Source organism: Candidatus Amarolinea dominans, from assembly GCF_016704685.1.
In the GTDB taxonomy this organism is placed as follows: Bacteria; Chloroflexota; Anaerolineae; order SSC4; family Amarolineaceae; genus Amarolinea; species Amarolinea dominans.
The window spans coordinates 15,598-37,080 of record NZ_JADIZS010000004.1 but is presented as its reverse complement, the minus strand read 5'-3'; the positions used below and the strand labels follow the sequence as shown (position 1 = coordinate 37,080).

Annotated in this window: 19 protein-coding genes; 8 read left to right on the top strand and 11 right to left on the bottom strand. The window is 64.6% G+C overall.

Annotated features, from left to right (window positions below):
• Nucleotides 1-200 precede the first annotated feature (200 nt).
• The 5 genes from IPF85_RS03310 to IPF85_RS03290 all read right to left on the bottom strand — a co-directional run bounded on the left by IPF85_RS03310 (nt 201) and on the right by IPF85_RS03290 (nt 4,938).
• Nucleotides 201-803 (bottom strand): hypothetical protein, encoded by a 603-nt coding sequence (locus tag IPF85_RS03310; RefSeq protein ID WP_343406643.1) that lies wholly within the window; start codon nt 801-803, stop codon nt 201-203.
• Nucleotides 804-813: 10 nt separating this feature from the next.
• Entirely contained in the window at nt 814-1,419 is a 606-nt protein-coding gene (locus IPF85_RS03305) for a hypothetical protein (protein WP_343406642.1), read from the bottom strand.
• Nucleotides 1,420-1,430: 11 nt separating this feature from the next.
• Complete coding sequence (locus IPF85_RS03300) at nt 1,431-2,636, bottom strand: ABC transporter permease (protein ID WP_343406641.1); 1,206 nt, start codon at nt 2,634-2,636, stop codon at nt 1,431-1,433.
• Complete coding sequence (locus tag IPF85_RS03295; RefSeq protein ID WP_343406640.1) at nt 2,626-3,369, bottom strand: ABC transporter ATP-binding protein; 744 nt, start codon at nt 3,367-3,369, stop codon at nt 2,626-2,628. Before IPF85_RS03295 ends, IPF85_RS03300 begins: the two co-directional genes overlap by 11 nt.
• 102 nt (nt 3,370-3,471) lie before the next feature.
• Nucleotides 3,472-4,938, bottom strand: a complete 1,467-nt coding sequence (locus IPF85_RS03290; protein WP_343406639.1) for an efflux RND transporter periplasmic adaptor subunit — start codon at nt 4,936-4,938, stop codon at nt 3,472-3,474.
• 165 nt (nt 4,939-5,103) lie between these two features.
• On the opposite strand from IPF85_RS03290, the gene IPF85_RS03285 reads away from it, so the two are divergent.
• Nucleotides 5,104-5,322, top strand: coding sequence for a hypothetical protein (locus IPF85_RS03285; protein WP_343406638.1), 219 nt, complete (start codon nt 5,104-5,106; stop codon nt 5,320-5,322).
• 570 nt (nt 5,323-5,892) lie between these two features.
• Here IPF85_RS03285 and IPF85_RS03280 read toward each other — a convergent pair.
• Nucleotides 5,893-6,183, bottom strand: a complete 291-nt coding sequence (locus IPF85_RS03280; RefSeq protein ID WP_343406637.1) for a hypothetical protein — start codon at nt 6,181-6,183, stop codon at nt 5,893-5,895.
• A 77-nt stretch (nt 6,184-6,260) separates the two neighbouring features.
• Nucleotides 6,261-8,366: a right-handed parallel beta-helix repeat-containing protein gene (locus tag IPF85_RS03275; protein WP_343406636.1), complete on the bottom strand. Its 2,106-nt coding sequence runs from the start codon at nt 8,364-8,366 to the stop codon at nt 6,261-6,263.
• Between the two features lie 277 nt (nt 8,367-8,643).
• On the opposite strand from IPF85_RS03275, the gene IPF85_RS03270 reads away from it, so the two are divergent.
• From IPF85_RS03270 to IPF85_RS03255, 4 genes are all read left to right on the top strand, one after another.
• On the top strand, nt 8,644-9,870 hold the full coding sequence (locus IPF85_RS03270) for a nucleotidyltransferase family protein (protein WP_343406635.1): 1,227 nt from the start codon (nt 8,644-8,646) through the stop codon (nt 9,868-9,870).
• Between the two features lie 182 nt (nt 9,871-10,052).
• Entirely contained in the window at nt 10,053-11,003 is a 951-nt protein-coding gene (locus IPF85_RS03265) for an ABC transporter ATP-binding protein (protein WP_343406634.1), read from the top strand.
• A complete protein-coding gene (locus IPF85_RS03260) occupies nt 11,000-11,833 on the top strand; it encodes an ABC transporter permease (protein ID WP_343406633.1) in 834 nt (277 codons plus the stop codon). The genes IPF85_RS03265 and IPF85_RS03260 overlap by 4 nt, the downstream gene beginning before the upstream one ends.
• Nucleotides 11,834-11,845: 12 nt before the next feature.
• Nucleotides 11,846-12,931 (top strand): hypothetical protein, encoded by a 1,086-nt coding sequence (locus tag IPF85_RS03255; RefSeq protein ID WP_343406632.1) that lies wholly within the window; start codon nt 11,846-11,848, stop codon nt 12,929-12,931.
• Between the two features lie 227 nt (nt 12,932-13,158).
• Here the strand turns inward: IPF85_RS03255 and IPF85_RS03250 are convergent, their stop codons facing one another.
• Nucleotides 13,159-14,055: an RNAse Z gene (locus tag IPF85_RS03250; RefSeq protein WP_343406631.1), complete on the bottom strand. Its 897-nt coding sequence runs from the start codon at nt 14,053-14,055 to the stop codon at nt 13,159-13,161.
• A gap of 14 nt (nt 14,056-14,069) precedes the next feature.
• On the opposite strand from IPF85_RS03250, the gene IPF85_RS03245 reads away from it, so the two are divergent.
• From IPF85_RS03245 to IPF85_RS03235, 3 genes are all read left to right on the top strand, one after another.
• The gene (locus IPF85_RS03245; protein WP_343406630.1) at nt 14,070-15,362 is read left to right on the top strand and encodes a sensor histidine kinase; all 1,293 of its coding nucleotides are present in this window, start codon (nt 14,070-14,072) and stop codon (nt 15,360-15,362) included.
• Nucleotides 15,341-15,991 (top strand): response regulator transcription factor, encoded by a 651-nt coding sequence (locus IPF85_RS03240; protein ID WP_343406629.1) that lies wholly within the window; start codon nt 15,341-15,343, stop codon nt 15,989-15,991. The genes IPF85_RS03245 and IPF85_RS03240 overlap by 22 nt, the downstream gene beginning before the upstream one ends.
• Nucleotides 15,992-16,123: 132 nt before the next feature.
• The gene (locus IPF85_RS03235) at nt 16,124-16,864 is read left to right on the top strand and encodes a hypothetical protein (RefSeq protein ID WP_343406628.1); all 741 of its coding nucleotides are present in this window, start codon (nt 16,124-16,126) and stop codon (nt 16,862-16,864) included.
• 1 nt (nt 16,865) lies between these two features.
• Here IPF85_RS03235 and IPF85_RS03230 read toward each other — a convergent pair whose 3' ends face one another.
• The 3 genes from IPF85_RS03230 to IPF85_RS03220 are packed head-to-tail and all read right to left on the bottom strand — an operon-like array spanning nt 16,866 to nt 21,474.
• Complete coding sequence (locus IPF85_RS03230; RefSeq protein ID WP_343406627.1) at nt 16,866-18,098, bottom strand: YeeE/YedE thiosulfate transporter family protein; 1,233 nt, start codon at nt 18,096-18,098, stop codon at nt 16,866-16,868.
• A gap of 24 nt (nt 18,099-18,122) precedes the next feature.
• The gene (locus IPF85_RS03225) at nt 18,123-18,707 is read right to left on the bottom strand and encodes a YeeE/YedE thiosulfate transporter family protein (RefSeq protein WP_343406626.1); all 585 of its coding nucleotides are present in this window, start codon (nt 18,705-18,707) and stop codon (nt 18,123-18,125) included.
• A complete protein-coding gene (locus IPF85_RS03220; RefSeq protein WP_343406625.1) occupies nt 18,697-21,474 on the bottom strand; it encodes a cytochrome b/b6 domain-containing protein in 2,778 nt (925 codons plus the stop codon). Before IPF85_RS03220 ends, IPF85_RS03225 begins: the two co-directional genes overlap by 11 nt.
• Nucleotides 21,475-21,483 lie beyond the last annotated feature (9 nt).

The following is a 21,483-nucleotide window of genomic DNA, read 5'->3' as shown; positions in this document are numbered from 1 at the left end:
GGCGCCCTTGCCCCACCCCGGCCCCCCCCCCGGGGTAGATCAACGCAGTGGATTGATGAACAGGTGTTCTGTACGGTAGTGAAGGGTGACAAAGCAGATTTTACGGTTGTAAAAAAAACGATGCTCCGGCCGTACGCGGCCGGAGCATCGTGACATCCCAGGAACGGTCCATCAGGGCTGCCCACGGCGGCGGTGGTTGCCTACTTCGCCCGGTTCGTGAGCAACAGGATGACATTGTCGAGCAGGGCATCCTTCTTGGCGCTGGAGCTGCCGCCGCCCACCGGCGTGCCTTGCGCCTGGGCGGTCGCTTTGGCGGCTTCCCGCTGTTCGGGCGGCAAATCCTTGAGGCTGCCGCTCTGCGGCGTGACGCCCGGCTCCGGTGTGCTCGCGACGCTCACACCGATCTCCACGTAGTACGCCTGGAGCATGGCGTTGGTCAACTTCAGGCCGGCGATGGCGCTGATCTGTGCGGGGGTCATGGCTGCGCTGATCTGGTTCTGCACCGCGATCACCTCTTCGGTCGCGCTGGTCGAGCTGGCAGCCAGTGTCTTGAGCGCCTGCCACAGCGGCGCCAGCTTGGCTGCCTCCGCCGCGGTGACCGCATTGGCCGTCCCCTCCAGGCGGAGCGTGCCGAAGGCCAACTGATTCCGAACGCTCAGCGCGTCGGGATAATCCTCAACCAGGCCGCCGCTGCTCGCCGCCGCAGGCGCCGCTGCCGGCTGTGCAGGGGCCGGCGCCCCACCACAGCCTGCCACCATCACGGCCAGGCTCAGTACGATCACGAATGTCTTCAGGATTTTCATGGTTTGTGCCTCAGTTTGCTTTCTTGCTTTCGAGTAACTTGATCATAGCATCCACCAACGCCTTGCTCAACCCGCCGCTTTCGGCGCTGCCGCCGCGTTCGGCTTGCCGTGTGGCGCGCGCCTCGGCGGAGAGCGCCTGACCGCCGCCTGGCTCGCCCGACCCCATGCCGCTGCCGGCCGTATCGCCGCTCCCCGTTGTGATTCCCTGACTGCGCGCCCACTCCTGCAGATCAGCCTGGGTCAGCTTCCAACCGCGGATCGCTGCCCGCTGCTCGGCGCTCAGGCCCGCCTCGATCTGCTGGAGCAGCGCATCGGTTTCGGCCTGGGCCGCCGCGCCGCTGTTCATCGTGCCGCGAATGCCCTGCCACAAGGGCAGCAGCGCGGCCGCTTGCGGCGCGCTGAGCGGATGTGCGCTCTCCTCGAGTTTCAGCATGCCTAGCAGGAGCTGATTGCGGATGGGCAGCGCGTTGGGATAACTGGTGTCCAGGCTCGTCGCAGCCCCGGAAGGTGCGCTGGCGCTCGCCGGGGCCGCCTGCGGCGCCGTTGCGCCGCCACACGCCGCCAACAGCAGGGCGGCCAGGGTCATCAGGCTGATAACCAAAACGAATCGTTTCATATTTTCTCCTATCATTCGTGCCTCAACGCCACGATGGGGTCGAGTTGCGCCGCCTTCGTGGCGGGATAATAGCCGAAGAAGATGCCCACGGCCGCGGCCGCGCCGAACGCCAGCGGGACCGAGACCGGGACGATCTGCGTCTGCATGTCACCCAGCCGGCCGAACAGCTCCGCGCCGCCGATCCCCAGAATGACGCCTGCCAGGCCGCCGACCAGGCTGAGCGTGACCGCCTCGATCAGGAATTGCAGCAGCACATCGCGCGGCCGGGCGCCCAACGCCTGGCGCAGGCCGATCTCACGCGTGCGCTCCGTCACCGACACGAGCATGATGTTCATGATGCCGATGCCGCCCACCAGCAGCGAGATCGCCGCCACCCACGCCAGCAGATCGCGGAACGCCTCGGTCGTGGCCTGCTGCGTGCTGATGATGTCCTGCTGTGTTTGCAGGACGAAGTCGGGTTTGGCCGGATCCACATCGTGGCGCTCGACCAGCAGCGCCTTGATCTGGTTGGTGACGCTGGTCATCGCCTCTTGGCTCTCCGCCTTGATGTAGATGGTGCGCACCCGATCCGCGGCGAGGACGGATGGGCTGAACTTCTGATATAGCAGTTGCAGCGGGATGTACAGCCGGCCGTCGTAATCCACATCGGCCACCACGCCCTTCTCCTCCATCACGCCCACCACCGTCAGCCTGGTTGAACCGACGGTAACTACCTGCCCGATGGCGCTGTCACTGCCGAACAGATCCTGCGCCATGCCATAGCCGAGGACGACCACCTTCAGCTTGCGTTCGTTCTCGTCGGCGGTGAAGAACCGGCCTTCCCCGACTGCATAATCGCGCACGATCGGGAAGTCGGCTGTGACGCCGAGCACGGTGATCCCTTCCAGCCTGGCGCGTGCGGTGCTCGTATCCTGCACCACCTGGAATTCGGCGGACACGCCTTCGCTGTTGCTCACCGCCTCCTTGATTGCCAGCGCGTCGTCGTAGGTGAGGGTCTGCGATGCGCCCGGCACCCCGCGCACCGGGTTGACGATGATCAGGTTGGCGCCCAGAGCGTTGATCTGATCGGCGATGGCCGCCTCGGCCCCCGCACTGACCGCCAACATGATGATGACCGACGCCACGCCGATGATCACACCCAACGTTGTCAGAAAGGAGCGCACCCGGTTGAGCTTCAGCCCTTCCCAGGCCACCCGCAGTGTTTCATTAAGCGTCATCACGCCCTCCCCGTTCCAGGCAATGGCCCGCGCCGTCGCGGCCGTCCGAGACAATCTTCCCATCGCGCACGCAGACCACGCGCTGCGCATGGCCCGCGATGTCCGGCTCGTGCGTCACCATGACGATGGTGCCGCCATTGCCATGCACCTTGTTCAACAGATCCATGATCTCCACGCTGGACCTGGTGTCCAGGTTGCCGGTCGGCTCGTCGGCCAGGATGATCGCCGGTTTGTTGATGAGCGCCCGCGCGATCGCCACTCGCTGCTGCTGACCGCCCGACATTTGGTTGGGCCGGTGATGCAGCCGGTCGCCCAGCCCCACCGCTGCCAGCGCAGCGACGCCGCGCTCGTAGCGTTCCGCCTCGGTCAGGCGCTCTTCGATGTTGTAAAGCAGCGGCAGCATCACGTTCTTCACCGCGCTCAACCGCGGCAGCAAATTATATGACTGGAAGACAAAGCCAATTTTCAGGTTGCGGACGATCGCCAGGTCGTTGCGGTCCAGTTGGCTGACATCCTCGCCATCCAGGTGATATTCGCCGTCCGTCGGCCGATCCAGGCAGCCCAGGATGTTCATCAGGGTGGACTTGCCCGACCCGGACGGCCCCATGATTGCCACAAACTCACCGCGCTTGACTTGCAGATCCACGCCGGCCAACGCATACACCATCGCGTCTTCCATGCCGTAGACCCGGGTCAAGCCACGGATTTCGATCACATTCGCATTCGGTTCCATCTCGACTCACCTCGCTCTGGCCGCCGCTACTTGGTCTCCACGGTTCCCGTGCTGACCACATCGCCCTTCGCCAGGCCGCTGGTGATCTGGGCGTTGGCGAAATCACGCAGGCCCACCGTCACCGGCCGCATCTCCAACTGGCCGTCGGCCTTCACAACGAACACCGCATAGGAGCCGGGGGCCAGCTCGCGCAGCGCCTGCACCGGCACGAGCAGCGCCCTTGGCCTCGCCCGCGATGATCTCCACCTCCGCGGTCAGGCCGGAGAGCAGCTTGACCGGATGCTGCGCCAGATCAATGCTGGCCCAGGCCTGCACCGCGGACGTGCCCTCCACCGTGACGAGCGACGGATCCACGCGCAAGACCTTGCCCGCGAAGACCAGGTCGGGCAGCGCATCGAAGACGATCTGTACGGGGTTGCCCGGCGCGACACTCATCAGGTCGCTTTCTTCGACCCAGAAGCGCAGCTGCGAAGCGGAGAGATCGGCCACCGTGATGATTGGCGCTGTCCCGACCGTCTCGCCGGCCTCGGCGTTCACCGCCAGCACCGTCCCGGAGATCGGCGCGCGCAACTGCGTGTTGTTCAACGCCCGCTGGGCATTCTCCAGGCTGTAGCGCGTCAGGGTCACGCTGAGTCTGGCGGCCTCGCTGTCGTTCGCGTTAGGCCCGGCCAGCAGCGCGTCCAGCTGCGCCTGGGTCTGCGCCACCTTGGCCTCGGCCGCCTTAAGCGCCGCGGCATCGGGGGCAGCTTTCGCAGCATCAAGCTGGGACTTCGCCACGGCCACCTTAGCGCGCGCCGCGGTGATGACATCCGCGGCCGGGCCAGCCTGCACCGTCTCATAGTCCGCCGCGGCCTTCTCATAGTTGGTCGTCGCCTGCCACAGTGCGGCGGCCTGCGCCGTCGCGCCAGCGTCAGCACGGTCGGCGATCTTGTCGTAGGCGGCTTGCGCGGCCCGCACGTTGATCTCGGCCAGGGTCAAGGTGGCTCTGGCGGCCGTGAGTTTCGCCGGATCAGGGCCGGCCAGCAGGAGAGCCAAAGCCTCCTGTGTACTGCGCAGGTTTTCCTGCGCCCCCAACAGCTCGGACGCGGTGGCGGGCGTAATGAGCCGGCTAAGATCCGCCTGGGCCGCGGCCAGGCTGGCCCGCGCGGCTGCCACTGCGGCCGGATCCGCCCCGGCCATCAGATCGGCCAGCTTAAGCTCGGCCAGCCGCAAATTGGCCTCGGCCTGGGCGACCTGGGCACGTGCATCCGCGTCATCCAGCCGCGCCAATACCTGTCCGGCTTCCACGCGATCCCCCACTTTGACAGCCGCCTGGGCCAGGAGGCCGCTGGTGCGGAAGGCCAACGCCGTTTCGCTGGCGGGCAACAGGTTGCCAGCGCCGCTGGCAGTGATGGTGATATCGCCGGTGCGCACTTTGGCAGTTTGCAGCGCGGGGGTGGCCGGCGTTTTGGTCGCGGCCGCGCGCTGGCCGAAATAGTACCAACCACCGGCGGCCAATGCAACCACGACCAACGGCAAAACGATAAACAGCCAACTCAACCGACGCTTCTTCTTCCCGACCTGCTTCATGAACTCCTCCGATACGCGTGCTTTGGGTTTTCAGTTGCCGCGCAGGGCGCTTGCAATCGCGCCCTGGGTAACACAGCCCTCAGTATAGGTGCGAGTTGTGCTGGCGTGATGTACACACTGTGAAGATTCTGTGAAGCCCCTCAGTAGCGGTCGGAATCAAACCGGGTGCAAGGATTCTTCCAGCACGACCTCAAAGAAGAGGTGACCGAGCGCCGAGTACGCGCCTACAAAGACAAACCGGCGCACATGGAGCGCCAGGTGCGTTATCAGGTGACGGTCAGTCGCAATCAACCGGCAATCAAAACCGCTGAGTTTGAGACAGGTTGGCGCATCTATGCCACCAATGAAGCAACTGTCAGTCCAGTCAAATTGACTGTAGACTAGCGGTTTGTTGACCACCAATTTCTATCTTACGTATGATTGGAGTGCGGACGGCAAACAATTGGTCAGCGCGGGCAGTGACGGCACTCTCCGCTGGTGGAATCCGCAAAATGGCGAGTGTCTTCTATCGCGCCAGGAGCAACGGTCTTCTTTCGAGGGCCACGAATGCCACGAATGCACACGAAACCAATTCGTGAAAATTCGTGAAATTCGTGGCAGAAAATACAACAGTCTTCTTTCGAGGGCCACGAATGCCACGAATACACACGAAACCAATTCGTGAAAATTCGTGAAATTCGTGGCAGAAAATACAACGGTCTTCTTTCGAGGGCCACGAATGCCACGAATACACACGAAACCAATTCGTGAAAATTCGTGAAATTCGTGGCAGAAAATACAACGGTCTTCTTTCGAGGGCCACGAATGCCACGAATACACACGAAACCAATTCGTGAAAATTCGTGAAATTCGTGGCAGAAAATACAACGGTCTTCTTTCGAGGGCCACGAATGCCACGAATACACACGAAACCAATTCGTGAAAATTCGTGAAATTCGTGGCAGAAAATACAGGTCAGTGCGTAAAATCGCCCTTGACGCGCAGGACGCCTAACTGACCGCCGTTGGGCGCGGTGCTTTCACACTGCACGGTCACATCGGCCCTGCGACCATCCTCCAGCTCCAGGCGCATCGGTGTTTCCCGGATCAACTCGATCCGCACTTTCTGATGGCGTTTCACATACTCGTAGTTGATGCGGTAGCGGTCCCCTGGACGATGATTATCCGTGTATTCGAAGACATCGCACGTGAGATCGGCCACCGGCTTCTTCTGTCCGGTGATGTAGAGCGTTCCCTTCACAGGCATCGTTCCCCCCCTGCTGCGTCCTGATTTGTGCCAGAATCTACGAACGATTATAGCCTTGCCGGAAATGCCTGTCAATTCTACTGCGCCAGCGCCCAATTGGCCGTCGCCAGAATGAAATCGGCCACGGAGATTCGACCATCGCTGTTCAGGTCGAAGCGCGGCACGAACGGCAGCGAACCGCTCGCTTCGCCCCAATGCCCGGCCAGTAGAACCAGATCCGCGGCCGCCAGGCTGCCATCACAATCCAGGTCGGTGGGCAGACTGCAGGTGCGGGCGATTTCCAGGCGCACCGGCAGGCAGTCGGCGCTGACGCCGCCGGCCTCGACCAACACGCACACGTCGTAAACCCCCTCGGCCAGATTGGCGGAAAGCGCGGTGGCTTCGACCACAGCAGGAGTCGCGCCGGTGCTGACGTTCAAGCGCAGCCACGCCACTTCTTCGGTCAGGCCCCAGGTGAGGGGAAAGGCGTTGTCGCTCAGCAGCAGCAGCCAGCGGCTCGGCAGCGTGACGCCCGCGCTGTCGGCATGGAAGACCAGTTCGGACGGTTCGACTCGCAGTTGAGGCGCCTGCGGCGGGTAGTGAAAGCCCATATCAACGACCCCGCTGTCCAACACCTCATCGGTACGCGTGGTGCGGGTGTCCACACTGGCCGCGACGGCCGTGCGCGCGCCGGCGTTCACGGCCGGGCTGTTGACGGTCTGCCCGGCTGCGGTTTGACTCAGATAGAATGCGCCCAACGGCCCGCTGGTGAAATACGGATTCTGCGAGATGCTGGCGGTATCCGGGGCCAGGTTGATGTAGTTCGTCGTGTTGTTCCAGACATCGTTGGCGATCGGGGTGACGGTGGCGCCCTGCACATTGATGCCCCTGGCGTTGTTGGTGATGATGTTCTCGCGCACCGTGGCAACGGCGCCGCCCTGCACCACCAGGCCATCGCCTGGCCCCTGCGCATCATTATTGTCCACCGTGTTGTTGCTGAATTGCGGCGTCCCTGCCTGCAGATAAACCCCGCCGCCATTCTGCGCCGCCTGATTCTCGCGGATCAGGTTGTTGCGAATGATCGCGGGTACGCCATTGGCGACCATTGCTCCGCCGAAGTTGCGGGCGCGGTTGGCGACGAGCACATTGTTGGCAAAGAGCACGTTGTTGCCCAACTCCAGATACGCCCCGCCGCCGTCCTTGCCCTCATTGCCCTCCAGCCAGTTGCCATCGAAGGTGGGCGTGCCGGCGCCGTAAAATTTGATGCCGCCGGCCGTACCGTTGTTGTTGGCCGTGTTGTTGCGCAGCACGTTGCTGCGCAAGATGGCGTTGCTGCTGTTCTGAACGATGGCGCCGCCGCCGTCCAGGCCGCTCGTGTTGGACTCCAGGACGTTGTTCAAAAGCGTTGCGTGGCTGCTCTGCGTCAGGATCAGGCCGCCGCCCAGGTTGGCGGCCTGGTTGTTGGCCAGCCGATTCGCGGTCAGGATGGGCGCTGAACCTTGCACGTACACCCCGCCGCCGTTGTTCGCCGTGTTACCCTCGATGCGATTGCCGATCAAGGTGGCGTTGGAGCTTTCACGGATGAAGACGCCGCCGCCGGAGCCGGTGGCAGCGCTGACGCTGTTGTTGCGAATCAGGTTGTACTCGATGCGCGCACTGGAGCCGCCCGATAGCGACATGCCGCCGCCAAAGAAAGTGGTTGCCACATTGTTCTCGATGATGTTGTCCCGGATCGTGGGCGAGGCGCCGCCGTCCAGGCGTACACCGCCCCCCGCAGTGGCCGAGCCGTTGCGGATCGTGAAGCCGGACACCACCGTGCTGTTTCCGATTGTGCTGGTGGTTGCCAACACGGTGGCGTTGAGCGCACGCCCGTCAATGATGCTCTGACCTGGGCCGCTGCCGATGACCGACACGCCTGCCTTGAGCGTGATGTTCTCCTGATAGACGCCGGCCAGCACCCGCACCACATCGCCGCTGCTAGCAGCCGTAATGGCCGTCTGGATCACGCTGTACGGACAGCCGGACGGACAGACCGTGCGCGTCACCTGCGGCGCTTGGGCAGCAGATTGCTGGTCCTGTGCCCGCGCCGCCCACATGACGCCTGCACTCCGTGGCGCGCCGGCATGTACCAACGGCTGCACCACGAGCAGACCAATGAGCGCGGCAACACCTGCGTATAGGGTATATTGTAATGACCGATTCATTTTTTTCCTCTAAAACACCGGGGGATGATGACGTGCCATTGGCTGCGAGCAATGCGAGCAATGCGAGCAATGCGAGCAATGCGAGCAATGCGAGCAATGCGAGCAATGAAGGGGTGACTGAAGTCATTATGGCAGGGGCCGCCCTTCATCTTTGTAGGGTAAGCTACACAATCAGGTTACATTTGGGTGCGCCCTCGCGCAGCCCCACGCTTGGCTTCCTGTGCCTTTTGCGGTACAATCCCGCGCCGGTGAGGATGATCTGAAGGAGAGAGCCACAGTGGACAACATCGCGAATCTGGACCCGGTTCGCTTTGCGTTGGCAGCCACCGAACTGACCCGTTGGCTGCGCACAACGGATTGGGACGCCGCGGCCGCGCGCGTGCGGGGCTGGGATGACGCCACCTGGCGTCAGGCGCCGCGCGTGCTCTATCTGCATACGCTGACGCCCTGGATTGTGCCCATTCTGGCGCAGCAGCCGGCCCTGGCCGCGGCGCTTCCGGAGTGGTTGCACCAGCACCTGGCGACGCTGCACGCGTGGGGGCAGGAGCGCAGCCGGCTTCAACAGGACGAGCTGGCGGCGATTCTGCGCAGCGCGGAGCGGGCGGGCATTGCCGTACTGCCGCTCAAAGGCGCGGTCACCGCGCAGACCCTCTACGCCTCGCCGGACCAACGCCAGATGGCAGACCTTGATCTGTTGGCGCATCCGGACGACTGGCCGGGGCTCAGCGCCGGCCTGCACAGCCTGGGCTATGTCGAACGCGAGCAGAATTGGAAGAATCGCACCTTCACCCGGCCCGGTTGGTCGCAAAAAGTGCCCTGGACCTGGCACCCTGACAACGCCCGCCTGGTTGACATCAACCTCGAGGCGCAGGAGGGCATGGAGTGGCTGGCAGTGGATTTTACCGAGGCCCTTTGGCGCGGTGCGCGGCCCGGCGTGCTGCTCGGCGTCAACACCCTGCTGCCCGACCTCGTGACGCATTTCATCTACTCGCTGGCCCATGCCGCCGCGCACATCATCCAGGGGCCGCCGCGGCTGATCTGGCTGCAGGACACCGCCTACCTGGCGCGCCAAGTGCAGGCGACCGGCCTGTGGTCAGACGCGCAAGCCTGGCTCGACCGCCTGGACGCCCGTCTGACCGCGCCCGCGCTGACGATGGCAGCCGAACTCTTTCCAGACTGCGTGCCGGCCGCCGATCTGGCGCGGCTGGTCGGTCGTCTGTCGCCGCTGCTGCAGGCCTGGCTGGCTACCCAACGGGAGCCGGCGCCGTTGAGCGATTTTGCCACCTGGCGCCCGGTGCGTGAGCGCCTGCGCTGGTGCAACACGAACGGCGAGCGGCTGCGCCTGGCCTGGTACGAAGGCTTTCCGCACCGCTGGCGCCTGGCCGATCATTACCCCACCCTGGCCGCCTCACGCTGGTGGTTTTTAGCCTATGGCCCTTACGCCGTCGCCGGCCTGCGCGAACTGGCGCGGCTGTTGCGCACGCGCTTTGGAGAGGCGTCATGACTGAGATCTGGAAAAAAGGAGGGGGGGGGGCGGGGCGGGGGGGGGGGCCCGCGCCCCAACCCGGGGAGGGGGAACCCCCCCCCCCCTTTTCCCCCCCCCCCAACCCCCCCTCTCTCCTCTCCCCTCCTCCCCTTTTTCTCTCCCCACCCCAGAGAGGCGTGCAGGCGATCGAGACGCGGGGTTTGGGTAAGACGTACACGAGCGAGAAGCGGCGGGTGGAGGCGTTGCGGGGGGTCAGTTTGCAGGTGCCGCGGGGCATTTTGTTTGGGCTGTTTGGCAATAATGGCGCGGGCAAGAGCACTCTGATTCGCCTGCTCACCACGCTGCTGGAACCGAGCGCGGGCCAGGCCTGGGTCAACGGCTTCGACACGCGGACGCAGGCGCCCGCGGTGCGCGCTTCCATCGGTTTTTGTTCCAGTGAAGACCGCAGCTTTTACGCGCGCCTGAGCGCCCGCCAAAACCTCACCTTCTACGGCGCTTTGCAGGAAGTGCCGTGGCGCCGGCTGCGCCCGCGTATCGAAGAACTGCTGGCCTGGTTCGATCTGCAGCGGGCGGGCGACCTGCCGGTGCAGTTCTTCTCCACCGGCATGCGCCAGAAGCTCAATGTGGCACGCGCCCTGTTGCACGATCCGCCGCTGCTTTTCCTGGATGAGCCGACGAAGAGCCTCGACGTGACCAGCGCGGATCAGTTGCGCGATCTGATTCGCCAGGAATTGGTGGGACGCCAGGGCAAGACCGTGTTTTACACCACGCATGAGCTGCACGGCGTCGAGGACCTGTGCGACCGCGTGGCCCTGATTCGCATGGGCGAAATTGTGCTCGAAGGCACCCCGGCCGCGGTCTTGCAGGCGTTGCCGGGCCTCTCCACCTACCTGCTGGAGGTAGCGACCGACGAGGGCGCGGCGCTGGGCGTCAGCCTGCAGGCCGTGCCCGGCGTGCAGGAGCTAAGGCCGATCAACGGCGGTGCAGCCGCGGGCCTGGTGGCCTGGGAGTTGACCTTGAATGAGGATGGCGGCGAGGTATGGCCCCAGGTCTGGCAGGCCGTCATGCTGCACGGCGCGCAACTGCGCCGCTGTGAGCAGGTGCGCCGGCGCAGCCTGCGCGATGTCGTCAAAGAGGTCACGGCCGCATGAGAAGCCTCATCGGTATCGCCGGCGGGCTGAGCTGGCAGAAATTTCTGGCCTTCGTGCTGAAGGGCTACACGCTGGAACGCAGCTATCGTCCCAATTTTTGGGCACGCTACATCGAAGCATTCACGGGGTTGGTCTTTGTCTATTTCCTGGGCCGCTTGTTCAGCACACCGCCCGCGGCCGTGGCCGCGTACGGGGTTGACTATTTCACCTTCGCGCTGGTCGGCACCGTCTTTTCCCAGTACCTGAACACCGTCTTGCGCCAGTTTGCCCTGGGCCTGCGCGAGGAAATGCTGACCGGCACCATCGAGCCGCTGCTGGTCACGGTTACACACCCGTCGCTGGCGCTGCTGGGCGGCGCCTTCTGGGCCTTGCTCGAAGGATTGGTCATCCTGGCGCTGCAACTGCTGGCGGGCTGGCTGCTGGGGGCACGTTTTCTCGGCGCCAACTGGCCGACGTTGGTCATCACCATCGCTCTGTCGCTGGTCTGCCTGAGCGCCTGGGGCATTGCTTCGGCGGCGTTCGTGCTCATCTTCAAGAAAGGCGATCCCATCGCCTGGCTGGTGTCGGGCACGACTTATATTTTTGGCGGCGTCTATTTCCCGGTTTCGATCCTGCCGCGCTGGCTGCAGGTCGTAGCCTACGCGCTGCCGGTCACGCATGCGCTGGAAGCGATCCGCGGCGCGCTCTTGCAAGGCCTTTCCCTGGGGCAACTGGGACGCCCGCTGCTGGCCCTGCTTGCCTTCACGGTGGTGCTGCTGCCTGTCAGCCTCGCGCTCTTCCGCTATGCCACGCATCGCGCTCGTCAGGATGGCAGTCTGGCGCATTATTGAGGGAGATTGGATATGGAAGTTTTACGCCAGCGCATGCCTGATTTCTGGCAGCGTCGGGCGACGGAGGGGGCAACGACGCAGCAGTTCAATGTGTTCGGCTACCCGTTGCTGCTGACGACCAACAGTCAGCGGCTGGTCGCGGCTTGTGCGGCGTGGGTAGCGAAGTTCAGCACAGCGCCCCTGGCCGCGGCGGAGGCGCCGATGCAGATCAGTCTGTTCGAGCGCCAGGCTGCTGACCGATCGCGTGGCCGGGCGGAGACGGCAGAGTGGGACGCGGTCAACCTGGAGGGTGAATCGCCGTTTACCTACGATGGGCATGGCGATTGGATTGCGATCAGCGCCGGGAGGGATGGGCATGTGCTGGCCGATCTGCGGAAGCAGGAGGCAATCGGTTTCGTCGCGCCGTCTCTGGCGGCGCAAACCGCGCTGGTCAGCAAGTTCATCTTCGGCACCGTCCTCTACAATCTGCTCACACGCCGCGCCGGACTGCTGCAGTGGCATGCGGTGGCGTTGGTGCATGAGGATACTGTGCTGCTGCTCATCGGCCACGACAACAGCGGCAAATCCACCACCGCGTTGACGCTGCTGCACGCGGGCTTCACGCTGCTGGCCGATGGGCTGATCTACACACGGCTGGATGCCGCGGGCGTGGAGGTACTGGCCAGCCCGGTGGGCGAATTACGGGTGCGGTCGGGCGCGTTCGACTTTTTCCCTCATCTGCGCCAGCAGGCGGTGGCGCTCAACACCTGGGAAGGGGAGAAATACCGCCTCGACCTGGCGCAGGTGTTTCCGGGGCGCTACACCAGCGCGTCGCCGCGGGTCACGCGTCTGCTGCCTCTGTTCGTTTCAGTGGGACAGCGCCTGGCCACGCACATCACCCCGCTGACGGCCGGCCAGGCGCTCGAGCGGGCCATTCCTGCGCTCGGCTGGTGGGACAGCCTGCCCTTCCTGGAAACCGTGCTGCACCACGCGCACACCCTATTGGCGCGCCACCCCGCGTTTGCACTCGAAGTAGGCTGGGAGCGCGACGCGCTCGTGGCGAGCATCTCTGGTCTGATTACATCCGGCGCGCAAGCGGATTCGGAGAATCACGTTTAGGTTCAGGCCGTCACGAAATCCAGGTAGTTGGTGCGGTTGACTGAACAAGGCAGCTTCAACGGCGGGCTGGATGGCGCGAACGTATTGAATCATGAAATTCTCCTTAATCAGGTGGGACGACTCCCCTAATTCATACTAAATTGAGCGGTTTGTCAATCGCCAACCCTCACCCCCACACGGGCGGGGTGTGGAGGCCCAATCCCCCCATACTTGGGGGCCAGGGGGCCTCACCCCCACACGGGCGGGGTGTGCAGGATGTCGCGCTGGATCTCGCCGGGCAGGACAGCCCAGACCGGGAACGGAAGCTGGCGCTGCTGCGCCTCGCGTTGAATGGTCGCGACGATCTCCTCGGGCGGGTAGCGCAGGGAGAAATGGGTCAGGATCAGGCCCTGCGGCGCCAGCGCCAGCGCCATGTCCAGCACGCCGGGCAGCCCGCTGTGCCGGTTGTAACGCGTGGCAGCCGCGTCAGCCGCGGTTTCGTCGTCCAGGAAGGTGGCTTCGTGAATCAGGAGCTGCGGCTGGCCCCAGGCGTCCGCGGGCATGAGCGGCGTGTCCCCGCTAAACGTTAGCAGATCGTGCGTGCGCGTGGTCATCAGGCTGTCGCGACCGTCGCGCAGGCGGATGGCGTCCAACTCGGCCTGGGGCAGCCCCTGCAGTTCGGGGCGCAGGCTCGATGCCGCGTGCTGCACGGTGTACGCGACGACCTTCACCTGTTCGGGCGGCACATCGCGCCAATGCAGACTGGGGCGTACCAGCAGTTGCAGTTGTTTCTGCAAGGGAATCACATCGCCGGGCGCAACCGCCTGCCAGACGGCCCCTGCGCTGGTGGTGGGGTCGAACTGCGCAGTGAACGCGGCCAGGCTGCGGAAGGAATTGGAATCGCGCGGATAGAGCAGCCGCGGCGCGCCCGGCCGGCCGTTGAGCTGCAGGAATTGCAGCAGCCCGGCCAGGTGATCGCGGTCAGCGTGCGTCAGGGCCACGGTCTGCACCTTGCGTGACTTGTGCAACAGTCCCGCCGTCACACCATCACCGGCATCGAACAGCAGTTTCCACTGGTCAATGAAGATCCAGGTGGTGTAGAGTGCGGTGCTGTACAGGGTGATTTGCAGATCGAAAATAGACATTGTAAGATGATCCCATGATTGTGTTTGACCTGGACAGCCGGCGCATCAACCGCTGGTTGAGTGCATTTGCCATGCTGTGTCGGATTTTGGCCCTGACCTATGCCCTGGTGCTGACGCGTTTTCACCCGCATCCGGTCATCGAAGCGCGTCAGGAAATCATCATGACCGTTTGGTGGGCGATGGCCGCCTACACCGCCGGCCTGATCGTTCTTCTGTTCGTGCGCGATGCGATTCTGCGCGCACCATTTTTCTTGCTGTTGGACACCCTGATCTGCAGCGCCATTCTGATCCCCACGGACGGCGGCTATCGCAACGTCTTTGCACTGCACTCAGCCATTCCGGTGCTGACGACCGCCTTCTCGATCCCCGCCTCGCCCACGCTCTGGCGCCGCGGCCTGCTCCTGATCTTCGTCGGCGGCGTTGGCACCTTCGGCTTTGCCCTGTCGCTGTGGCTCAACGGTTACACCTTCGCCTCGGTCATCGAGCAGCGCGCGGTGGATGAAGTGATCCTGCGCACCAGCACCTACCCCGTCCTGGCGCTCGTCTTAGGCTTCATCGCCCTGCTGATGGTGCTCTGGCAGCGCAGCCTGGAGCGCATGAACGCGCTGCAGGCCGACGCCGGCATCGAAGCGGAGCGCCGCCGCATCGCCATGGACATTCATGACAGCGTGCTCAGCCGGCTGACTGCGCTCAGCCGCCGGGTGGAGTTCGCCGAACTGCTGGCGACCGAAGAACCGGAAGCGATGCGCGATGAGCTGAATCACGTGGCCGCGATGGCATCCGACATCCATGCTGACATTCGCTGGACCGTGCGTGCGCTGCGCGACGATCCCACGCAGATGCGTCTCTTCCCCGTGGTGCGCAGTATTGTAGAACGTTTCGAGCGCAACACCAATTTGCCGGTGGAGGTGCGTTTGCCGGAGCAGGAGCCGGCGCTGCCTTTCGACACGCTGCGCCACCTGGGCTATATCGTGGAAGAGGCGCTGGTCAATGTCTGGAAGCATGCCAACTGCCAGGCGGCCTGGGTGGCCATCGAGACGCAGCCCGAGCAGATCGAAGTCATCATCGGCGACGACGGCGAAGGTTTTGACCCGGCCGCAGTGGCCGCCTGGCCAGAGGGGAGCAAAGGCTGGGGCCTGGAGAATATCCGCGAGCGGGCGCAGCAGGTTGGCGGTCGGTGTCAGATCGAATCTGCGCCCGGCCAGGGTACGCGTGTGTTGATCCAGATTCCGCTGCAGGCTGAGCCGGGCGATGCCGGGCGGAATCCAAGCGTGTGGGAGGATGTATGGCGCCTATTCGGGTTTTGATTGCCGACGACATGGGGCTGCACCGCGAACTGTTGCGGCGCCTGTTGGAGCGCCAGAGCGATATCGAGGTCATCGGTGAAGCCTGTTCGCCCGAAGAGGTGCTGCAGCGGGTGGCGGAACGCGAGCCGGACGTGGTGTTGATGGACCTGCGCATGCCGCGGCATGACCCGAAGGGGGGAATTCGGGCCACACAGCAATTGGCGCTGAATCACCCACGCGTCAAGGTGATTGCCCTGACCGAGTCTGACGACGAGAACGATGTGCGCGCCGTCACCCTGGCGGGGGCCAAGGGCTATGTCCTCAAGAATTCGAAGGCCGAACGGATTGCAGAGGCCATTCGCAACGTGCATGGCGGCAAGGGCTGGCTCGATCCGGACGTCACGCAGCACGTTCTGGGCGATTACCGCCGCGCCAATCGGGAGGCGGGCGGCCGTTTTGGTTTGACCACCGCGGAACAGCAGGTCTTGCAACTTGTCGCCAGCGGTCTCACCGCGCGCGCGATCGGCGAGCAGTTGTTCATGGCGGAAAAGACCGTCAAGAATCACCTGAGCACGATCTACCGCAAGCTGGATGTGCGCAACAGCAGCCAGGCCGTGGCCGAGGGCTACCGTCGCGGGTTGATTGCCTGAAAATAAGGTTGGGACGATTGTTGTGTTCGCCGGGCCGTTCGCCTCACGACACGCCGGCAGATTGGCGCGATAATGCCGCGGTTCCTGTCTCCCTGTTTGGTTCCGGCATGCCCGGGTTAAGGACATAGATTGATGACGACGGCAACGGCACGGCTGACTTTGCCCACGCTGTGGGGCAAGCCTCAGCCTTTGTTGACAGAAGTGACGGAGACGGCGCTTCCCTACGATCCGAGCGAGCTGGTGCGCATCGAGGCCATGCTGGCGCAGGCCGCGGTGGTGCCCTTTGCGCCCCTGGCTGACCCGCTGAGCGCGGCCCTGGCGGCTAATGCGGATCGCCTGCGCGCCCGCGTGGTGCTGACGGTGGGCCGCGCGCTGCATGTGGCGCCGGCGCGGCGCCAGGCCCTGGCCGCGGCCCTGGAAGCGCTCTTCACCGCCAGCCAGGCGCACGAGGCCCTGCCCACCAACGGCAAGGCCGCCAACAGCAAACTGCTGGGCGGCCTGGTCCTGCTGGGCGATCATCTTTTTGCGCAGTCGGCTGTTTTTGCCGCGCAGGCCGAACTGCCGGCCGTGGTGGCGCTGTTTGCGCAGACGCTGCAGGCCATCAGTCAGGCGCAGGTGCGCCAGCAGTTGGGCAGCGCGCCCGCCAGCGCGTGGTCGTCCAATGCCATCCTGTGCGCGGCCGCGGCCGTGGGCGCCGGTCTGCTGGGGCAGGTACCCACGGCCGATCTGGACAGCTTGCGTGAGTTTGGCCTGCGCCTGGGGCGCTGGGCCGACTCGCGCCGCCTGGACGACCTGCACGAAGCGCAAATCGCCCTGCGTCAGGTGCGCCAGCCCGAAGTCCGCCGCCACCTGCGCAGTTTGTTGATTTCCTGAATTACCCACAGCCTCCGCCGCTGGGGCCGCGCTTGAGTTTGAGCTGGATCTTGGGGGTGTAATCTACCGCGAACTCATGCGGGTCGGGCGTGGCGGCCGGCGATTGGGCGCCGAGGGCCAGAGCGAATTCGTAGCGCAGACGGTCGTCGCCCGGAGACGGCGTGGCCGGCGGCAGTGCGGGATCGGCGCTGGCGTAGGTTTCCAGCCAGTGGTTGAGGCCGCCCTCCAGGATGTAGGCGTTGGGTACGCTTTCGGCGGTCAGCATTTTCCAGGCCTCTGTCGCAGCCGTTTCATCGTTGCTCATGGCGACGAAAATGGTGTTGGCCGGCTCCAGCAGCAGATCAGGAATGAGGGTTGGCAGGGCCGCCAGGGTCACCCGTTCTGCTCCGGCAATGTGAAACAGGTTGTAATCTCCTTCGCTGCGCACGTCGAGCAGGATGACCTTCAGCGCGTCGTTATGCAGCGTGTCCAGCAGTTCAGCCGGCGGAATCTGCACGCTGCGTTCAGCCAGCAGCGGATCTTTGGCGGGGGCCAGCGCCTGCCACTTGTCTGCCGCGGTAGGCTGACCGATGATGATCAGGATCACCGCGCCGAGAACCATCAGGCCGGCGCCGGCGTAGCGCATCTTCGGTTCCAATTTAAGATTCTTGCCGCCCACGAGGCGCTCCAACTGCTCGCCGCCCCAGAACATGAAGAGCGCCATCAGGATGACGAGCAGGACGACCACGCCGACGGGCAGCCCCAACCAGTCCTGGATGGTGAAACGGCCCATGTAGGACGAATTCCAGAAGACCGCGAAGGAGTCCACCGTTTCACCGAAGAGGAAGATGCCGAACAGCCCGCCCAGGACGAAGAAGAGGCCATCGAGCTTGAAGGTGGCGAGCGACACCAGCGAGGTGCCGGGGCAGAAGCCGCCGATGATGAAGCCCACGCCCATGATGAGACCGCCCACAATGCCGGGCCACAGGTAGGTGGGGTTGACCCAAACCAGGTTATAGTCGAGCAGGCCCAGGCCGGAGGCGGTGAAGATGAGCAGCATCGCGGTGATGATGGCCCCAAACATCACCTTGAGCACCGTCAGGTCTTGGAAGTAGAACTGCCGCGCCAGCTTGAGCGAGTTGCCGAAGCCGGCGCTCTCCAGCACGTAGCCGAAGCCCACGCCGATCAACAGATAAACTACATATTGGCCCCAATGGCCGAGTAGGGTTGCCAACGAAAGCGGAAAAGGCGCCATGATGTCTCCTTTGGGTGCCTGAATCTAGTTCCAGAGTTTGCGTACGAAGTAGGCCACCGCGTAGCCGCCGCCGAAGATGGCGAACATGAAAGCCCACGAGCCAACCGAGAGCACGGAGCCGCCGGAGAGCGCCTGGCCGGAGGTGCAGCCGCGGGCAAGGCGGGCGCCGTAGCCCATGATCGCGCCGCCCAGGAAGGCCATGAACCAGCGGGTGCGCGGGGTGATCTGCGGGCCGCGCACCGTTTCTACTTTTAGGCGGCCGTTGCGCCAGCCGGACAGAAACCCACCAATCAGGGTGCCGATGACCATGTAGACCAGGTAGGAGTCGAGCGGGTTCTTGTTGCCGCCGGCCAGCTTGACCAGGTAGGGCAGGCGGTCCATGTGGCCGGGCGCGACCAGGTCTTCGATGAAGGCGATGATGCTGTTCAAGCCGCCAGACGCGCCCAGCCCATTACCGGTGAGGAAGAAGGCCAGGAAGAGCACCAGGCCGAGCAGCACCGCGGCCAGATAGGGGTGAATGTAGTCTTTGGCCGGGCGTGCAAACAAGACGCGGCCGACCGCAGCCCTGAGCGAGGGCCGGGGAGCGAGAGATTCGGTATTAGTTGCCATGAGATGGCGCCTCCTGGGCTAGAATGATTGGGTCCGCGCCAACGGGCGCGGGGAGTGCTTCATGCGTTTCCACCATATCCCATCCGTTCATCATCGCCTGGATGTTGGCCAGCGGGGTGTGACCGGTGGTGGTCAAATAGACGTGCAGGACGACGAAGGTGGCGAGCAGCCAGGCGATCAGCGAATGCACGGGGGCCAGCAGGGGGAGGCCGCCCACGCTCAGGGCCAGGTCAGGCCAGCGCTGCGCGCCCCACATCAGCGCGCCGGTGATGACCTGTCCGGGCAGGAGCACGTTGAGCAAGCCAAAATAGGTAAGCTGCTGCAGCGGGTTCAGCTTGCGTTCGGGACCCTTTTCGAACGGGTGCGGCTCGTTCTTGAAGATACCCTGCAGGTAGAATTTGGCCTGCACGATGGCCTGGTCGTAGAAGCCGGCCGGCCGCGGGATGAACTGCTTGATCTCGCCGCTCGCCAGGTGGTAGAAGAGCGAGAGGGCGGCGTTGATGACGACGATGGCGGCCAGTATATTATGCACCTGCACCATGGACTTGAAGGCGAAGAGGCCGAACAGATCCGGCTTGTGGATGACCAGCCCGGTGAAGATCAACCCCAGAATGGTGAATGTCTGCAGCCAGTGCCAGAAACGCTCGTAGACGGTGTACACGTACACCTGCTTGAGCTGCGGGGTGTGTTTGGGCAGGCGCAGCGCGGAGGCAAAGCGCAGCCCGCCGTGCGCCCCAACGGCCAGCAGCGTGCCAAGAAAGGCGATCATGCCGAACCAGTCAATCCAGGACACGCTCGATTTGCCGAAGATGTAGAGGTCGGCGCTGGCGGCGTTTGCCTCGTAGCGCCAGGCGCCATCCGCGGTGTTGACCAGGCTGCCGTCCATGACCGTGCTGCCGTTTGCCAGCAGGGCCGGCGTAATCCCGGTCGGACCGGCGCTGGCGATCGTGAACGACTGGGCCAAGCGTGAATCTGCGCTGTGGCAGGCGGTACATTCGCGGGTCACCCACTCACCGTTGGCTACATCGTGGCTGATGGTGTAGGGCTGCACGTCGCCAGCGATGCGGGGATTGGCCAGGCCCAGGGCCGCCAGGCGGTCGGCGATGATGGCTTGACCGGCGGGGGTGTCGAGCACCAGCTCGGTTTCGCTCAAGGCGCCGTTGCCATCGGCGTCCAGGCCGGCCATCACTGCGGCCGCATAGCTCTGACCATCGAACCAGGCGGCCTGCAGGTCGAGCAGGCGCACCGGCTGCGCCGGATCGCCGTAGACCCAGTACCAGGCTGTCACCAGGTTGTGCGGGGCCAGGCGCGTCTTGCCATCCACATCCTGGCGCAGGAGCAGCGCAGGCTGGAAGCCGCTGATGAGGGACGCCGCGGCCTGTGGGTCGCCAGCCACGCCGCGGTACTCACGCCGCGGCTCGCCGTCTGCCGTGAGGACGGTCCAGTCCACGCTCTGCAGCGCGGGCGCGTAGACCTGCGGGATGTGGCAGGTTTCGCAGGCGACGGTTGCCAGGTGGCGGTCGGTGTAGGGCAGCCATTGGTGAGTGCTGGCGGCGTTGTGGCAGCTATCACAGCGGCGCATGGTGTCGGTCAGTTCCGGCGCGATGGCGTGCTGGGCGGTGATGCCTTTGGCAAAGTCATGCACTGGGCGCTGCAGATACTCGCCGAAGTCGAGACGGCGCGGATCGAAGGCCAGGTGCGCGGGCCGGGTTGCGGCGCTTTCACGGAAGTAGATGGGGTTGTTGAGGGCAAAGTGACAATCGGTACACTGAAGCTGCCGCGCGGCGTGAACGTCCCAGGGCCGGTTCAATTCTGCCTTGTCGGCCAGGTTGAGGCCCGAGGCAGAGATGCGCTGCCCGGAGATGATTTGGCCGGTGGTCAGCGTGCTCCACAGTGTGGTTGTCGCCTGGGTCAGGGAAACGGGGGTGCTGATGCCGGTCTGCACCAGGCCGTGGCACTGGCCGCAGTTGGCGTTGCTGGGGTCCTGCACGGTGATGAATTCGGTCCTGAGCTGGCCGTCAGCCTCGAACGCGGCGGCATTCCAGCGGAAGCCGTTGCCGTCAGCCTCCACCAGGCCGGTGCCGAGCAGGGTGGCGGTGTTGGCCCAACGGAACTGACCGCTCTGCAGGGCGGCAATGCGGGCGGCGTTGTTGGGATTGGGCAGGTGGCACAGGAAACAGTTCATTTCCACCACGCCCGATGCGGCCCAGTCCCAGGCGGTGGCCTGGCCGCTGACGGGATCGAGCACGGCCGTCTCCGGGTTGCTGGCGTCGGCGGGCAGGGCGCTGAGCGACCCGCCGTCACGCGTGATCAGGGCCGGGCCGCCGCCCACGTGCCGATCGCCAAAGTCCATGACCCATTCAGGCGTGCCCAGGTCAAGCAAGGGGTCGCCGGCCAGGGAGAGGTAGCGGTAGCGCAGGGCGTCCCAACGACCAAAGGCGCCGGCGCTGCTGTCCCAGGCGCGGGCGCCGGCGGTCTGGCCGGATGGGTTGAATTCATCCAGGCCCAGGGTGGCATGGTAGCTGTGACTCTGAATGAAGGCGGTGTCGTGGCACGCGCCGCAGGTTTTCAGGGTGGAGACCGGATTGCCGGAGATCAGCACGGGCGCGCCTGCCTCATCGAGCAGCGCGAACTGCGGGTGAATCGGCGGCGGCTGTGAGACCGGCGCGGCGGCGGGCTGAGCCGCGACCCAGGGCAGGCCGGTCAACGCGGCCAGCAGCAACAGCCCGAGGATGGTCAACAGCGCGGAGTGGCGTGGAATTTTCATGATGCTCCC

Coding starts and splice junctions, on each gene's coding strand:
- IPF85_RS03310 (WP_343406643.1), bottom strand. CDS start 803: ATGAAAATCCTGAAGACATTCGTGATCGTACTGAGCCTGGCCGTGATG.
- IPF85_RS03305 (WP_343406642.1), bottom strand. CDS start 1,419: ATGAAACGATTCGTTTTGGTTATCAGCCTGATGACCCTGGCCGCCCTG.
- IPF85_RS03300 (WP_343406641.1), bottom strand. CDS start 2,636: ATGACGCTTAATGAAACACTGCGGGTGGCCTGGGAAGGGCTGAAGCTC.
- IPF85_RS03295 (WP_343406640.1), bottom strand. CDS start 3,369: ATGGAACCGAATGCGAATGTGATCGAAATCCGTGGCTTGACCCGGGTC.
- IPF85_RS03290 (WP_343406639.1), bottom strand. CDS start 4,938: ATGAAGCAGGTCGGGAAGAAGAAGCGTCGGTTGAGTTGGCTGTTTATC.
- IPF85_RS03280 (WP_343406637.1), bottom strand. CDS start 6,183: ATGCCTGTGAAGGGAACGCTCTACATCACCGGACAGAAGAAGCCGGTG.
- IPF85_RS03275 (WP_343406636.1), bottom strand. CDS start 8,366: ATGAATCGGTCATTACAATATACCCTATACGCAGGTGTTGCCGCGCTC.
- IPF85_RS03260 (WP_343406633.1), top strand. CDS start 11,000: ATGAGAAGCCTCATCGGTATCGCCGGCGGGCTGAGCTGGCAGAAATTT.
- IPF85_RS03255 (WP_343406632.1), top strand. CDS start 11,846: ATGGAAGTTTTACGCCAGCGCATGCCTGATTTCTGGCAGCGTCGGGCG.
- IPF85_RS03250 (WP_343406631.1), bottom strand. CDS start 14,055: ATGTCTATTTTCGATCTGCAAATCACCCTGTACAGCACCGCACTCTAC.
- IPF85_RS03245 (WP_343406630.1), top strand. CDS start 14,070: ATGATTGTGTTTGACCTGGACAGCCGGCGCATCAACCGCTGGTTGAGT.
- IPF85_RS03240 (WP_343406629.1), top strand. CDS start 15,341: ATGGCGCCTATTCGGGTTTTGATTGCCGACGACATGGGGCTGCACCGC.
- IPF85_RS03235 (WP_343406628.1), top strand. CDS start 16,124: ATGACGACGGCAACGGCACGGCTGACTTTGCCCACGCTGTGGGGCAAG.
- IPF85_RS03230 (WP_343406627.1), bottom strand. CDS start 18,098: ATGGCGCCTTTTCCGCTTTCGTTGGCAACCCTACTCGGCCATTGGGGC.
- IPF85_RS03225 (WP_343406626.1), bottom strand. CDS start 18,707: ATGGCAACTAATACCGAATCTCTCGCTCCCCGGCCCTCGCTCAGGGCT.
- IPF85_RS03220 (WP_343406625.1), bottom strand. CDS start 21,474: ATGAAAATTCCACGCCACTCCGCGCTGTTGACCATCCTCGGGCTGTTG.